Annotated in this window: 10 protein-coding genes; 8 read left to right on the top strand and 2 right to left on the bottom strand. The window is 71.1% G+C overall.

Annotated elements, in window-relative coordinates; all coding sequences use genetic code 11:
- Positions 1-668: 668 nt before the first annotated feature.
- From BMY74_RS19110 to BMY74_RS19090, 5 genes are all read left to right on the top strand, one after another.
- Positions 669-1,436, top strand: coding sequence for an L-tyrosine 3-hydroxylase (locus tag BMY74_RS19110; protein WP_089917825.1), 768 nt, complete (start codon positions 669-671; stop codon positions 1,434-1,436).
- On the top strand, positions 1,433-2,119 hold the full coding sequence (locus BMY74_RS19105) for an O-methyltransferase (protein WP_089917823.1): 687 nt from the start codon (positions 1,433-1,435) through the stop codon (positions 2,117-2,119). Before BMY74_RS19110 ends, BMY74_RS19105 begins: the two co-directional genes overlap by 4 nt.
- A gap of 52 nt (positions 2,120-2,171) precedes the next feature.
- A complete protein-coding gene (locus BMY74_RS19100; RefSeq protein ID WP_089917821.1) occupies positions 2,172-4,433 on the top strand; it encodes an SDR family NAD(P)-dependent oxidoreductase in 2,262 nt (753 codons plus the stop codon).
- Positions 4,430-5,455, top strand: coding sequence for a zinc-binding dehydrogenase (locus BMY74_RS19095; protein WP_089917819.1), 1,026 nt, complete (start codon positions 4,430-4,432; stop codon positions 5,453-5,455). Before BMY74_RS19100 ends, BMY74_RS19095 begins: the two co-directional genes overlap by 4 nt.
- Positions 5,456-5,543: 88 nt before the next feature.
- Positions 5,544-6,494, top strand: coding sequence for a nuclear transport factor 2 family protein (locus tag BMY74_RS19090; RefSeq protein WP_089917816.1), 951 nt, complete (start codon positions 5,544-5,546; stop codon positions 6,492-6,494).
- A gap of 155 nt (positions 6,495-6,649) precedes the next feature.
- On the opposite strand, the gene BMY74_RS19085 is transcribed toward BMY74_RS19090, so the two are convergent.
- Positions 6,650-7,021 carry a hypothetical protein gene (locus BMY74_RS19085; RefSeq protein ID WP_089917814.1) on the bottom strand — a complete coding sequence of 124 codons (372 nt, stop codon included), beginning with the start codon at positions 7,019-7,021 and terminating at the stop codon, positions 6,650-6,652.
- 44 nt (positions 7,022-7,065) lie between these two features.
- Here BMY74_RS19085 and BMY74_RS19080 point away from each other — a divergent pair, with 44 nt between their 5' ends.
- From BMY74_RS19080 to BMY74_RS19070, 3 genes are all read left to right on the top strand, one after another.
- Positions 7,066-8,547, top strand: coding sequence for a multicopper oxidase family protein (locus tag BMY74_RS19080; RefSeq protein ID WP_143091619.1), 1,482 nt, complete (start codon positions 7,066-7,068; stop codon positions 8,545-8,547).
- 211 nt (positions 8,548-8,758) lie between these two features.
- Positions 8,759-10,060 carry a glycosyltransferase gene (locus tag BMY74_RS19075; protein ID WP_089917811.1) on the top strand — a complete coding sequence of 434 codons (1,302 nt, stop codon included), beginning with the start codon at positions 8,759-8,761 and terminating at the stop codon, positions 10,058-10,060.
- 89 nt (positions 10,061-10,149) lie between these two features.
- A complete protein-coding gene (locus BMY74_RS19070; protein WP_089917808.1) occupies positions 10,150-11,292 on the top strand; it encodes a hypothetical protein in 1,143 nt (380 codons plus the stop codon).
- Between the two features lie 47 nt (positions 11,293-11,339).
- Here BMY74_RS19070 and BMY74_RS19065 read toward each other — a convergent pair whose 3' ends face one another.
- Positions 11,340-14,219, bottom strand: coding sequence for a helix-turn-helix transcriptional regulator (locus BMY74_RS19065; RefSeq protein WP_177229817.1), 2,880 nt, complete (start codon positions 14,217-14,219; stop codon positions 11,340-11,342).
- Positions 14,220-14,458: the final 239 nt, after the last annotated feature.

Raw genomic sequence — 14,458 nt, 5'->3', positions numbered from 1 at the left:
GTGAGAAGGGCGGGCACGGACGGCGTGGCCCGGCGGAGAATCGGGCTGACGAGACCTCATCGCCGACTTGAGTCCGTCGCTTGTGGACATTCAGGTTGTGCCGCGTGTCACCGGGCCGTGGGGTGGCCGCCGCTCGTCGTGCTGTGAGCCGATCGGCCGCGGATCACCGTAATCGTTCCAACAGGAGGAATGCGCCGTTGTGTGACGGCTTCACCGTTGCATACTTGCGGCGAAATTGTCGCACGGACGGCGTGAAGCTGTTTCCAGGAAGGGAAAGCGCGCCGGAACGGTGGCGGACTCCTGCCGGGGCAGGCGCGTGCGGGCACGGACCGGTCGATTCGCCCAGAGGCCGCGATGTTCAGGACGGACAGGCTGTCCGTCGTCTCATTGCCGGCCCTCCGGTGAACAGCGCGACCACTTCGGGCGGACCGCTGACCTGGCCGACGGCTTGACGACCTTCGACTCCACTCCGGTGGAACCAGGGAAGAGGACACGATGAGCACGACGGATTCCGCGACCGCTTTCCCGGACTTGTCGGCTTCCTCGGAGTTGCCCCGTCTGGAGGTCGTCCGGCCGGTGGGGGTGTCGTCATCCGCGACCGTGGTGCCGGACGAACCCGTCCGACCGGCTGCTGGTGCACCGGGCGGGCATGCCGTGGAGGTGGTGTCGTGACCGCTTCACCGCTGCCCCGGCTCACCGTTCCCCTGCCGCACAAGCCGCTCGCCCCGTGTGCCGGACACGCGGTCGATCCCGTCGAACCCGTCGGACCGTCGCCGACCGGCCCCGAGACCGAGGTGGCCTGGTACCGCTGGTTGCTGGGCCACCACGGCGCCTTCTGCGCGTGGCGGCTGCTTTCGGACGCGCTCGGCCGCGGTGACCTCGACGAGGCCGCGGCTCTGCACGACGCCTACTCGGCACTGCTGCTCTACTCGGGCAGCTGCCGCCCCGAGGTCTACGGCTCGGTCATCCGGCCCAGGATGGCGGCGCGGCACCCGGCGATGAGCGGGACGTGGGCGCGCGACCACCGCCACGCCACCGCTCTGCTCGCGGGAGTGCGGCCCGCACCCGGCTCGGCACTGAAGGAGGCGGTGAAGTTCAACCGTCTCGTGCACATGACGGTGGCGGCCCGGCTCGTTCCGTCCGGAGGGTCGCTCCTCCGCGACGCCGGGTGGGACGTCCACCGCACGCCCACCGAGGAGGAACAGGGACTGCTCGACGACTTCTTCCTCGTCGACCGGGTTCCGGTCTGCGCGCACGTCTTCACCGCGTCGCTGCGGACCAGGGTGGCGGCACTGCTGGCGGACCTCGCGGTGCGGCCCGTGCGCGCGACCTACGAGCGCGAAGCGGTGAACCACTTCCAGACCGACCTGCCGATGCACATCGGCCGCCTCGTCCTGATCGCCGAGGCGGCTCTCGCGGACGGAGTCAACGCATGACGGCAACAGCGGAGCAGCCCGAGAAGGCAGTGCTCCTCACCCCGCAGGTGCTCGAGTACGTCCGGGGACAGCTCCCGCCGTTCACTGACGTGCAGCGCGACCTGATCGACGCCACACTCGCACTCGGCCAGGTGGCCGAGATGCAGGTTCCTCCCGAACAGGGGGCGCTGCTCACGTTGCTGGCCCGCCTGACCGGCGCCCGCGTCGCGGTCGAGGTGGGAACGTTCACCGGGTACTCGACGCTCGCGCTGGCCGAGGGCGTGGGCCCCGGCGGCCGGGTGATCACCTGCGACGTGACCGACCGCTGGTCCGGGATCGCCACCGCCGCCTGGACCAGGGCGGGGGTCGCCGATCGGGTGGAACCGCTGCTCGGGCCCGCCGCCGAGACCCTGCGCGGCCTTCCCCGGGAGCAGTTCGTCGACCTGGCCTTCCTCGACGCGGACAAGGTCGGCTATCTCGCTTACTGGGAGGAACTCGTGCCCCGCCTGCGTCCCAACGGCCTGATCGTGGCCGACAACGTGCTCTACGCCGGCGAGGCGGCAGCACCCGACGCGGTGGGCAACGCCCGCGCCATCCGCGAGTTCAACGACCACGTGCGGGGCGACGACCGCGTCGAGTCGGTGCTGCTGACCGTCGCGGACGGTCTCACCCTGGCCCGCAAGAAGGGACCGGGGGAGCGATGAGGGCCACGCAGCTGATCGCACCGCGGCGAGCCGCCGAAGAGCTGGTGCTCCCGTGACCGCGGCCTGGGAGGTACCCGCCGACGTGCACCTCGGGGACTACGTCCTGCGGCCGGCCGACGCGGTCCGCGACCGCGTCGCGATCGTGGACCGCTCGCGGGGAGGGCGCCGGGAGTGGACGTACGGACAGCTGCGCGCGGCCGTCGCCGGGCTCGCGACCTGGTTGCGCCGGTCGGGGGTCGGCGAGGACGACGTCGTGCTGGTGCTGGTCGAGAACAGCGCCGAGTTCGTCGTCTCCTACCACGGGATCCTCGCGGCCGGTGCGGTCGTGCTCGCGCTCGACCCGCGGGACACCGCCGAGCGGTGGAGCTCCGTGGTCGACGGCACCCGGGCGAAGGCGCTGATCGCGGAGACGGCCCTCGGACCGCCTGAGGTCTCGCTGCCGACCGTGTGCGTCGGCTCCCGCACGCCCGGCGGAACGCCGTGGGACGAGGTGGTGGCCACGTCACCGCAGCCGCTGTCCTCGCGCGGGGGTGACCGGACGGCGGTGCTGATGAGCTCCAGCGGCACGCAGGGCACACCGAAGCTCGTGCCGGTGTCCCACCGCAACCTGACCTCCAACCTCGGGCAGATCGCCCATCTGCACCGCGTGCGCGACGACGACGTCGTCCTGTCGGTGCCGCCGCTGCGGCACGTCTACGGGATGCAGATGGCGATGAACCCGGTGCTGCGGGCGGGCGCCACCCTGGTCATCGGCGCGACCCCGTTCTCGGCCGCCGACTTCACCCGCGACGTCACCGAGGACGGCGTGTCGCTGGCGTACCTGGTGCCGAGCGTGGTGACCGAGCTCGGCGCGGCCGGCGAACCGCTGCCGTCGCTGCGACTGGTCGTCTCGGGTGGCGCGCCGTTGCCCTCGGTGGACGCCGACCGCTGCGCCGCTGCCCTCGGCGTGCCGGTGGTGCAGGGATTCGGGATGACCGAGGCGGGATGCGTGAGCTTCAGCCCGGACGGGGTCCAGGTTCCGCCCGGCTCCACCGGTGTGCTCGTTCCGGGCACCGAGGTGCGGTTCACCGGTGGCGAGGAGGCGGAGTCGGGGGAGTTGTGGCTGCGCGGACCGCAGATCGCCCGCGCGGCGGCGGACGCGGACGGCTGGCTGCGCACCGGCGACCTCGTGAGCCGCGACGAGAACGGCTTCCTGCGGATCACCGGCCGGGCGAAGTCGCTGATCAAGTACAAGGGCCACCAGGTGTCACCGGCCGAGCTGGAGGAAGTCGTCACCGGCCACCCCGCGGTGGCAGAGGCCTGCGTGGCGGGTGTGCCCGACCGGGTCGCCGGGGAGATCCCGAAGGCTTACGTCGTGCTGCGCGAACCCGTCCCCCTCGCGGAGATCACGGCCTACGTCGCGGGCCGCGTCGCGCCGCACCAGCGGGTCCGGGCCATCGAGCGCGTACGGGTGATCCCGCGCTCCTCGACCGGCAAGCGGACTCGGCCCCCGGCCCTGCGGGTGCTGGTCACCGGCGGCGGACGCGGGCTGGGACGGGCGTTCGCGCAGGCGCTGGCCGCCGCCGGCATGTCCGTCGCCGTGGCGGGCCGCCACCGGGACAGCCTCGCGGAGACCGTCGACGGGATCCGCCGAGCCGGTGGAACCGCGACCTGGGTGCGCCTCGACGTGACGGACGAGGATTCGGTGACCCGAGGGGTCGACGAGGTCGTGGCCGCGCTGGGTGGCCTCGACGTGCTGGTGAACAACGCGGGCGTTCCCGGCCCGATCGGTCCTCTGTGGACTGTGGACGAGGCGGAGTGGCTGCAGGCCTTCGAAGTCGGGCTCTTCGGATCGGTGCGGATGACACGTGCCGCGCTGCCCGCGCTCACCGGCCGCGTGGTGAACGTGGTGAGCCGTGCGGGCGCGGTCGGCTGGCCGCACGTCAGCGCCTACGCGGCCGCCAAGGCGGGGTTGATCTCGGTGACGGCGAGTCTGGCCGGTGAGCTGGCCGACTCGGCGCGGGTGGCGGTGGCGTTCGACCCCGGCCTGGTCGACGCCGGGATGACCCGGTCCCACCTGGACCGGGGCCGGACCGGGAAACGCTGGGAGGACGACGTCCTCGCGTGGACGGTGAAAGCCCGGCAGGCCGGGCGGTTCACGTCGGCCGAGGACTCGGCCGACGCGCTGGTCGCCGTCGTCACCGGCGCGGCGGACCACCTGACAGGCCGCTACGTCCGCCCGGAGGACGTGCTGCCGCGACTCCGGCCCGTGTCGTCCGCCCCATCGGCAAGGCCTGACTCCATCGGTTCGACCCGGCGAAAGGTGCCCTCATGAAGGCCGCGGTGTTGCACGGCAAGCACCAGCTGACCGTGGAGACGGTTCCCGACGCGGCACTGCGAGAACCCGGTGACGCGGTCGTCCGCGTGGTCGTCGCCGGGATCTGCGGCACGGACCTGCACGGCTACCACGGGCTCCCCGGTCCGGTGACCGGGCCTCGCTGCGGGCACGAGTTCATCGGTGTGGTCGAGGACGTCGGCGGCGAGGTCTCCACACTCCGCCCCGGGACGATGGTCGTCGCGCCGTTCAACTTCGCCGACGGGACCTGTTCCCCGTGTCAGGCCGGTCTGCACAGCGCCTGCGCCGCGGGCGGAATGTTCGGTGTGGACGGTGACGGCGCCCAGGCCGAAGCGGTCCGCGTCCCCTTCGCCGACGCCACCCTGGTGGCGGTGCCGGTGGACCGCGACGACGAACGACTGCCCGCGCTGCTCGCCCTCACCGACACCATGGCGACGGGCCTGCACGCCGTCCGGACGGGCAGGGTCGCGCCGGGGTCGACGGTCGCCGTCCTCGGTGACGGCCCGGTCGGGCTGTGCGCCGTGCTCGCGGCGAGGGAAGCGGGTGCCGGCCGGATCATCCTCATCGGCCGGCACGAGTCGCGGCTGGGCAGAGGACGCGACTTCGGTGCGACCGACACCCTGCAGGCCCGAGGCGACGCCGAATCCGTCGACTTCGTTCAGACGGCGACAAAAGGGCTCGGCGCCGATGTGGTGGTGGAGTGCGGAGGTGGCCCGCAGGCGCAGAACACGGCATTCGCGCTGTGCCGGACCGGCGGCACCGTCTGCGTGATGGGAGGCCCGCCGATCGGCGACGTGACCCCGGTCTTCTTCCGCGGCATCACCCTCACCGGCGGGCTCACGCCGGCTCGCGCCCACCTCCCCGAACTCGTCGACCGGGTACTGGCGGGCACGCTCGACCCCGGTCCGATCTTCGACGAGGTCGTGGCCCTGGACGACATCGTGTCCGGCTACGAGGCGATGGCCGCGCGCAGGGCCACCAAAGTGCTCGTGCGGCCGTAGATCCGCCGGACCTCACCCCAGCACGTCGAGAGCCTCGTTCGGCCCAGCACAGCCGAGTTCTCCGACAACCGCAGAAAGCAGGAGCCAGATGCCACGAAGGACCTACCGATCCCGGACCCGCTCGCGCGTCGTGGTGCCGATCATCCTCTGCGCCACGATGATCGCCGCCTTCGTCCCGGCCGCCACCGCCGCACCGCTGCGGCACCAGCAGGGCGTCTTCGACTCGATCGCCAGCCCGAAGGAGAACCTGAACAGGGCAGTCGTCCTCGGCTTCTACGCCGCGCTGAACCGCGGGGACCTTGGCCACCTCGACAGGGTGGTGCGTCCCGACCTCGTCCAGCACTATCCCGCGATCGCCGACGGCCGGTCCGCCTTCCGCGCCTACCACGCCGAACTGCGGAAGCAGAACCCGAACCTCCGGTTCACCGTGAAGCGGACCATCGCCCAGAACGACCTCGTGGTGGTGCACAGCCACTTCGTGGGCAAGCCCGGTGACGCGGGTGTCGCCAAGGTCAACCTCTTCCGCCTCGACAGGGGCAGGATCGCCGAGCACTGGGAGCTCAACGAGGCCGTGCGGCCACAGGGCATCGGCAACGACATGTTCTCCACGCTCAGCTCGCCCAGGACCTCCCAGTCGCTGCCGTTCGCCACGGACGCCGAGAGCGCCCGCCTCGGCCGTGCGGCGTTCGACGAGATCGTCAACCAGCCCGACGACGACCTCCGCCTGAAGGCGCTGGACCGCTACATCGGGGACAACACGTACTACCAGCACTTCCCGGACGTCCCGAACGGAACCGAAGCGCTGCAGCAGTTCCTGCACGCCGCGTACGCGGCGCAGCCCGACTACCGCGCCAACGTGAAGACCGTCGTCGCCGAGGGTGACCTGGTCGCGGTGTTCGTCCACCTGGAGAAGCTCTTCGACATGGAGAACGGGGTGGGCGCCGACCTGTACCGCGTCCGCGACGGGAAGCTGCTCGAGCACTGGGCCGTCATCGAACCCACTCCGCCGACTTCGGCCAACCCGAACCCGATGTACTGATCCGCGGAACGCGGGCGGGAAGGTGGCTCCATGCAGTACGAGGTCGCAGTCCGGTCCGCGTCCCCACCACACAGCCCCTGGCCCACGGCCGCACTGGCCCTGCTCGCGGTCGCCCTCGGCGCGGTCGTGGCCTGGCAGATCCGGGACTGGGCGTCCTATGTGGACGTGCTGCCCCAGCCCGCCCTCACCTCCGGTGCCGGACACCACTCCGGGGTGCGGAGATCGCTCACCCCGCCCCCGGCGATCGTGGCGAACGCCGTTCCGAACTTCGCCGGCATCACGCTGCTCGCGGCGCACGCGACCATGGCGAGCCTGCTGCTCGCCGTGGTCGCCTCCCGGCGGTGGGCGGCGGGACGCGTCACCTCCCCGCTGGTCTTCGCCGCGACGTCGGCCGTCGTCAGTGCCGCGGTGACGATCCCCCTGGCGGGCCTGACGGTCGGCAACGCCATCTCGCCGGGGAACACGATGTCCGCGGCGATCAGCGTGTTGCAGTACTCGTTCGTGCTCTCCCTGCTCGCCGCGGTCACGCCGCACCTGCGGCGCTCTCCCCGAATCCCCGGAGGTGGTCGACGTGCTGAACAGAAGAGATGCGATCAAGCTCGGGTCCGTCGTCGGCGCGGCCCTGGTCTTCCCGGCGAGACAGCTGGCGTCCGCGTTCTCCGACGACCCGCCGCGGGTACCGCCCTTCTCGGTGCCGTTGTCGATCCCCCCGGTGCTGAAGCCCACGCGGAGCACCGCGGACACCGACTACTACGACATGCGGATCGCCGAGACTGATCTGGAGATCCTGCCCGGCATCCGGACGAGGACGCTCACCTTCAACGGGAGCTTTCCCGGCCCGACCATCCGCGCCCGGCGCGGACGTGCCGCGGTGGTCAGGCAGGTCAACGGCCTGCCCGGCCCCGCGACGGTCCACCTGCACGGCGCCGACGTCCTCCCGTCGAGCGACGGGCACCCGATGGACCCGATCGCGCCCGGCCAGGCGAGGGTCTACCGGTATCCGAACGACCAGCGCGCCGCCACGCTCTGGTACCACGACCACACCCACCACCTGGAGGGCGAGCAGGTCTACCGCGGCCTTTCCGGCGCGTACCTCTTGTCGGACCCCGTGGACGCGCTGCTCCCGCTGCCCGGCGGCGAGTTCGACGTCCCCCTCGTGCTCAGGGACGCGAAGTTCGACAGCAGGGGGCAGCTCGTCTTCGTGCCGGACGACTTCATGAACCGGCCGACGATCCTCGTGAACGGACGGCCGCAGCCCTACTTCGAGGTCAAGCGGAAGCTGTACCGCCTCAGGTTGATCAACGGGTCGAACCTGGAGGTGTTCCGGTTCCGGCTCTCCACCGGAGCGACGTTCCTGCAGATCGCTTCCGACGGCGGCTTCCTGCGCGTTCCCGCGGTGCGGCAGGAGATCGACCTCTGGCCCGCGGAGCGCGTCGAGGTCCTGGTGGACTTCCGATCGGTTCCGCAGGGCACGGCGATCGCCTTGCAGAACGTGGCGGCCCTGTCCGAGAACAAGCGGGACATCCTGCAGTTCCGGGTCGGCGGCGGGGGCCCCTGGTCCAAGTCGGAGTCGGTCATCCCCGACTGGAACCGTGCGCGGATCCCCTTGGCACCAGGGAGGATTCCGGGATGGCCGGCGAACGACCCGCTGCGGGGAAACGTCACGAGAACCCGGCGGTTCGTCCTGCGGCTGGACCTCGCCAGCGGCCAGTTCGTCATCAACGACAAGGGATTCGACCCGGATCGCGTGGACGCCACGATCGAGCACGGTTCGACTGAGATCTGGGAGATCGTGAACGACGACGCCGCTCTCGGCATCCAGCACACGATGCACCTGCACCTCGTGCAGTTCCGGGTCCTCGACCGCAACGGCAGGCCCGAGCCCGCCTACGACTCGTACCCGAAGGACACCGTCCGGCTGTTCCCCGGCGATGTCGTCCGCATCCAGGCCACGTTCGACTCCCACCTGGGCCGCTACCCGTTCCACTGCCACTTCCTCGACCACGCCACCCACTCGATGATGGGCCAGTTCGAGGTCGTGCCACGCCGATGACGACACGGACGAAGGACCGGCGGCCACGCACACCACGTCACTGTCCTGTATGGACTTGTAAGAACGTGAATCCTTCCTGCGCAGCAAGAATTCGAGAGGCGGCACTGTGGAACACCCGCGGTGACTGCGGAGTTCCGCAGGGTGGTCGCGGGCGCGGTCACTACCGTCGAGGACGGACTTCTCTTCGAAGCACACCCCTGGAGGTCAAGGCATGACCCGCGTGATCATGGCAGCGATTCCCTTCCCCGGACACGTGAACCCGCTGCGCCCCATCGCCGCGCACCTCGTGGCCCAGGGGTACGACGTCACCTTCGTCACCGGCAACAACCTGCGCGACGCGGTCATCAGCACGGGCGCCACCTTCCACCCGTTGAAGGGGTACGCCGACTACGACGGCCCGAACGTGTACCAGACCGTCCCCGCGCTCACCGCGGCCGAACCCGGGGTCGAGCAGATCGCCGTCTACCTCACCGAGGTGCTGGCCAAACCCATGCGGGAGCAGCACGAGGCCATCCAGGAAGTCCTGGCGCAGCAACCGGACACGCCGACGGTCGTGTTGCACGAGATGTACTTCAACGGGCTCTGGCCGATCCAGCTGGGCGCGCCGGGCATTCGGCCGGTGCGGGTGCTCGGTCTCGGCGTCACGGTGCTTCCGCTGTACAGCGTGGACACCGCACCTTTCGGCATGGGGCTGCTGCCCGACGCGTCTCCGAGTGGTCGTGAGCGCAACACCCGGCTGAACGCGGAGGTGCGCGCGGCCTTCTCGTCCGCCCAGCGCCTCGCGGAGCAACTGGTCCGCGACTGCGGTGGCACCGGAACCCTGCCCTCGTACTTCGACGCGCAGGTCGTGGTGCCCGACGAGCTGTTGCACCTGTCCATCCCCTCCATGGAGTACCCGCGCAGCGACCTGCCCGACTCGGTTCGCTACGTGGGCGTGCCGTGGGAGGAGGACCACCAGGACGTGCCCCTGCCGCACTGGTGGGACGACGTGCTCAACGCCGAGAAGGTCGTCCTGGTGTCGCAGGGCACCGTGAGCAACGACGACTACTCCGAACTGATGCTGCCCACGATCGAGGCCCTGGCCGGTCAGGACTGCCTGGTGATCGCCACCACCGGCGGCCGGCCGGTGAGCGACCTCGGGGATCTTCCGAGCAACGTGCGTGCTGCGGAGTACATCCCGTACACGCGGTTGCTGCCGCACGTCGACGTGTTCGTCAGCAACGGCGGGTTCGGCGGGATGCAGATGGCGCTCAGCCGGGGCGTCCCTCTCGTCCTGGCAGGGGAGACCGAGGAGAAGAAGGACTCCACCGCGCACGCCGCGTGGACCGGTGCGGCCATCAACCTCGCCACGAGCAGGCCCCGCGCCGCCGACATCGACCGAGCGGTGAACACCGTGCTGCGGGACGACACCTACCGCGCCGCCGCGCGACGGCTGCAGGCCGAGTACGCGGAGTACGACGCGCTGCGCACCATCACCGACATGGTCGAGATGGCCGGAAAAGCACTGGTGTGACGAGCAATCAGCCAGGTTCTCCACCCGGAGAAGGCGCGACCTCCCGCAGCCCGGACCTCTTCGACCACTCGGCAGAACGGCACACCAAGATGCACATTTCGCGCACCAGCGGCCGCGAGCGGGCGGACCTGCTCGCGACCCTGCTCTCCGACGACAAGGAGCTCATCGCGGCACTGGAGACCACGCTCACGGAAAGCGACGTGGTGGGCAACGTCGAGAACTTCGTCGGTGCCGTACCGGTGCCCCTGGGGCTGTGCGGTCCCGTTCTCGTGCACGGGCAGCACGCGGCCGGCGAGTTCGTGGTGCCCATGGCGACCCTGGAGGGCACGCTCGTGGCGTCCTACAGCCGCGGCGCCAAGATGCTCAAGGCCTCCGGGGGCTGTGAGGTCGTCGTGACCGACGACCGCTTCCTGCGGGGCATCCACTACCGGGTGCGCAGCCTCGGTGCGGCGCAGGACCTCGTCCTGTGGTGCAGGAACCAGGAGCAGGTCCTGCTGGCCGTGGCGGAGAGCACGAGCGGTCATCTGCGCGCCCAGCGCGTGGACTACGACCACGTCGGGTCCACCGTGCTGGTGTCGGTCGAGTTCACCACCGGTGACGCGATGGGCAGCAACATGGCGAGCAAGGCGATCGCCGCGGTCTCCGAGCACATCGTGCGGCACAGCGGCATCGAGCTGGAGGAGTTCCTGCCGTACCCGGAGGACAAGAAGCCCATCCCGGCACGCCTGAAGGGCAAGGCCGTGACCGCGCGGGCGGTCCTCTCCGCCGATGTCGTGGCATCGCAGGGGCGGACCGACGTGCGGCGACTGGACCGCTACATCCAGGCGTACCGCAGCGCACTGGCCCTGCACGGCAGCTCGTCGCTCAACATCCACGTCGTCAACGGCATGGCCGGCCTGTTCCAGGCCTTCGGGCAGGACATGGCCTACCTGGGCGAGTGCTCGAAGGCGATCGTGGACTCGCGCGTCACCGGCAGCGGCGACCTCGAGATCTCCCTCACCCTGCCCACCCTCGTCGTGGGAACGGTCGGCGGCGGCACCGGCCTGCCGGCCTTCCAGGCGACACTCGCCGTGGTCGGCTGCGCCGGCACCGGCAAGGTCGGCAAACTCGCCGAGATCATCGCCGCGGTGCTGCTGGCCGGCGAAGTGGGCTGCGCGGTCGCCCAGTGCGCGAACGAGTTCGTCGCCGCCCACGAATCCCTCGGACGCAACAACCCCGACGAGGTGGACTGAGCCTGCTCGGTCGGCACCGGCACCCGCCGTGCCCCTCCCGGCAGAGGTCACCCCCGCGGGGTGTACCCCGCGAGCGCCGCGCGCAGCTGGGTTCGCCTGCGTATGCCGAGCTTGCGGTAGATGGCGGTGAGGTGGAACTCGACGGTGCGCCGCGACACGCCCAGCTCGTGCGCGATCTCGTCGTTCGACCTCCCGTCGAGCACCAGACCAGCCACGCGGTGCTCGTGCGGTGTCAGGAGGAGCGCGTTGATCCGCGGGTCATGTCGCGCGACCTGCGTCGGTCCGGCGGGCTGCGGGACCTGTGCGGGTGGTGCGCCGGCGGAGGTCAGGCCGTGGAGCCGCTCTCCCGGCTCCACGGCGACGCCGCACCGCTCGCCGAGCGCTCTCGCTTCCGCGACGTGGTGCCGGGCGATGTCGTGCTGCCCCTTCTCCCATCTCGTGGCGGCGAGTTCCAGGTGCGCTTCTGCGTGCAGCATGCGCGCGGGTGACCGGCGCAGCACCGACTCGGCCTCGGTCAGCCACGGGGTGGCGGAGGTGCCGCCGGTTGCCACGCCCACGGTCAGCAGCGCGCGGCCGATCGTGGTGGGTGCGCCCCACTCCCGTGCCAGCGTCAGCTCCTGCAGCGCGAGGTCCAGGGCGGGCTTCGGTTGCCCGAGCCGCAGGTGGGCCAGCGCCGCGTACGACCGCCAGGGGCGCAGCGTCGGACTGGGCCTGCCCCAGTGCTGGAGCCGTTCGCCGCATTCGAGCTGGTCGGCCAGTGCTCCCTCGGTGTCGCCGAGCGCCATGCGCATCGCGCCCCTGGCGTGCAGCAGCGCGGTGTGGTGCCAGGTGTGAGGCAGCTCCCTCGACCCGTCGAACGGCCGGAGCGCGTTCCGCGCCGCGTCCAGGTCACCGAGTGCCACCTGAGCGCGAGCCAAGGCGTCGATGGCGTTGACCTGTCCGAAGTGGTCGTCCGGTAGCTTCGCCGCTCGCGCCGCGGACAACGCGAGCTCCGCGTCCGCCACCGCCTCCCTGAACGATCCGCGGAGGTGGTGCGCCCGCGACCGGAGGGCGTGCCCGAGCAGTGTGGTCAGCGTCAGCTCGTCCCGGCGGGCCTCGAACAGGATCTCGTCGCTGTGGCGCAGCGCGAGTTCGGCCTCGTCGGCGCGCAGGAGGGAGTCGAGCACCGCGACCACCAGCCGCGGGTCCTGCGTGATGGCGGCCGTACCGCCGGACAACGCCGCCAGCGCCGCCTTCCGGCACGTCGGCAGGTCGACGCCCCTGCTGCTCGCGTCCTCCGCGACCAGGCCCGCCAGCGCGCGCCCGCGCGCGTCGCCGCGGCGCCACTCCCGCTCGTCGATCAGCCGGAAGTCCACCTGCCGGGTCTCCGGGGCCGCGGACGGCACGGTGACCCGTTCCAGCAGGCGGATCATGTCGGCGGCCACCGGGTCGTCCTGCCCGATCACGGCCCTGGTCCGGCGCAGCACCTCGCTCGCGGTGTCGTACGCACCGTCGAAGTAGAGGACCTGCGTGAGGCGGCAGGCGGCCTTCAGAAGCGTGGCCGGGTCGTCGAGCCCCGCCATCCCCTCCTCGAGGTGCACCACGGCCATCTGCGGGTCGAAGCAGGCCTCGGCCAGACCGAGCCGCAGCACCACGTCGTTCCTCTCGGCGGTGGAGAGGTCCTCCGCGAGGGCTCTGGTGAGCAGCTTCGCGCCCGAGCGAGGATCGCCCTCGCCGACGGCCGTGCGGGCGGCGGCGCTGAGGACGTCCACCGCCCACGCGCCCAACCGCGCGGACGTCCGCAGGACGTGGTGCGCCACGACCGGAGCCGGGGCCCGCCTGTGGTGCAGGAACCGCGCGGCCCTGGCGTGGAGGTCCTCGCGTTCCCGGTAGGAGATCGCGCTCTCGATCGTGTTCTTGATGACCCGGTGCGTGAACCTCAGCTCGCCGTCCGGCGTGAGCACGCCCATTCCTCCGAGCTGCCGCACCCGGTCGGCGGTCTCCCCATCGCCCACGTCGAGGACGGCGGTCAGGAGGTCGAGGCCGGACGGCTCGACGACCGCGATCGCCTTGGCGACCTCGACGAGTTCGGGTGACTGCCGGTTGAGCCGTGCCAGCAGCGACTGACCGAGGTTCTCGGACTCGGGGCGGAGCAGGGTGCTCACGGCGTTGTGGTCCGGAACGACCGACCGGTCCCGCATCACGCTCAGGAAGTGGTGCGTCACGGTGGGGCAGCCACCGGTGCCGTCGAGGAGGGCTGCGGTGAACTTCTCGTCCGGTGTGCGTCCGAGGAACTGCTCGGTAAGCCGCGAGACGTTCTCCGCGGTGAAGAACGGGAGCCGCACGCGCCGGGAGCGGAGCTCCAGTTCCGCCATCAGCAGGGGGTCGGTCGGCCGGATGCCGGGCGTGCGGGTCGTCAGCAGCACGACCGGGAGCTCCGCCACGCGGTGCGCGAGGTGGTTCAACCAGCGCAACGACGGCACGTCCGCCCAGTGCACGTCGTCGACGGCCAGGCACAGCGGCGCGTGCAGCGCGAGCTCGGCGGCGAAGCGGTGGAGGCTGCGGACCGCCCGGTCGACGTGGCTTGGCTCCCGGTCGTCCACGTGCCCGGCGATGACGTCGCACGCGTGCTGCACGGCCTGGTCGTCGCGGCGGGGGGACATCTCGTCGGGCAGGTGGTCGAAGAGCTGCTGGACGACGGCGAAGGGCACCTCCCGCTCCACCAGCGAGGCCTTCGCACGGCAGACCGCGAACCCGCGCTCGCGGGCCAGTTCGTGTGCCACGTCCAGGAGCGCGGTCTTGCCCAGGCCGGGTGTGCCCTCCACCAGGAGCACGGAGGGCGTGGCGCGCTTCGCCGCCTCCAAGGCGTCGACGATCAGGCCTAACTCCGCACCGCGGCCGACCAGGGTGGTGCCGGCGGCCGGTGAGTGGTGTGCGTCGGAAACCATTGTGCGCTCCGTAGTCGGCAACTGGGCCAATCGGGTGGTGGTCAGGTCTCGATTGGGTTCGCATTGCCAGCCAATCGATTCAAGATACCTGTACCCGTCCGATCGTCCTAAAACCGCTGCGGAGGACAATGTGCGAACTGAATTCGCATGGGGGACCGGGTGGGGTTTACCCGGGCTCGGCGACAACGACGTGCCGGTTCGTGAGTGACGCCGAGGTTCGTCACACAGCGGCTCGTGCG

The sequence above is a fragment of the Lentzea albida genome (genome assembly GCF_900111005.1).
Taxonomy (GTDB): domain Bacteria; phylum Actinomycetota; class Actinomycetes; order Mycobacteriales; family Pseudonocardiaceae; genus Lentzea; species Lentzea albida.
The sequence above is the reverse complement of the archived record's forward strand: the minus strand, read 5'-3'. Positions and strand labels throughout refer to the sequence as shown.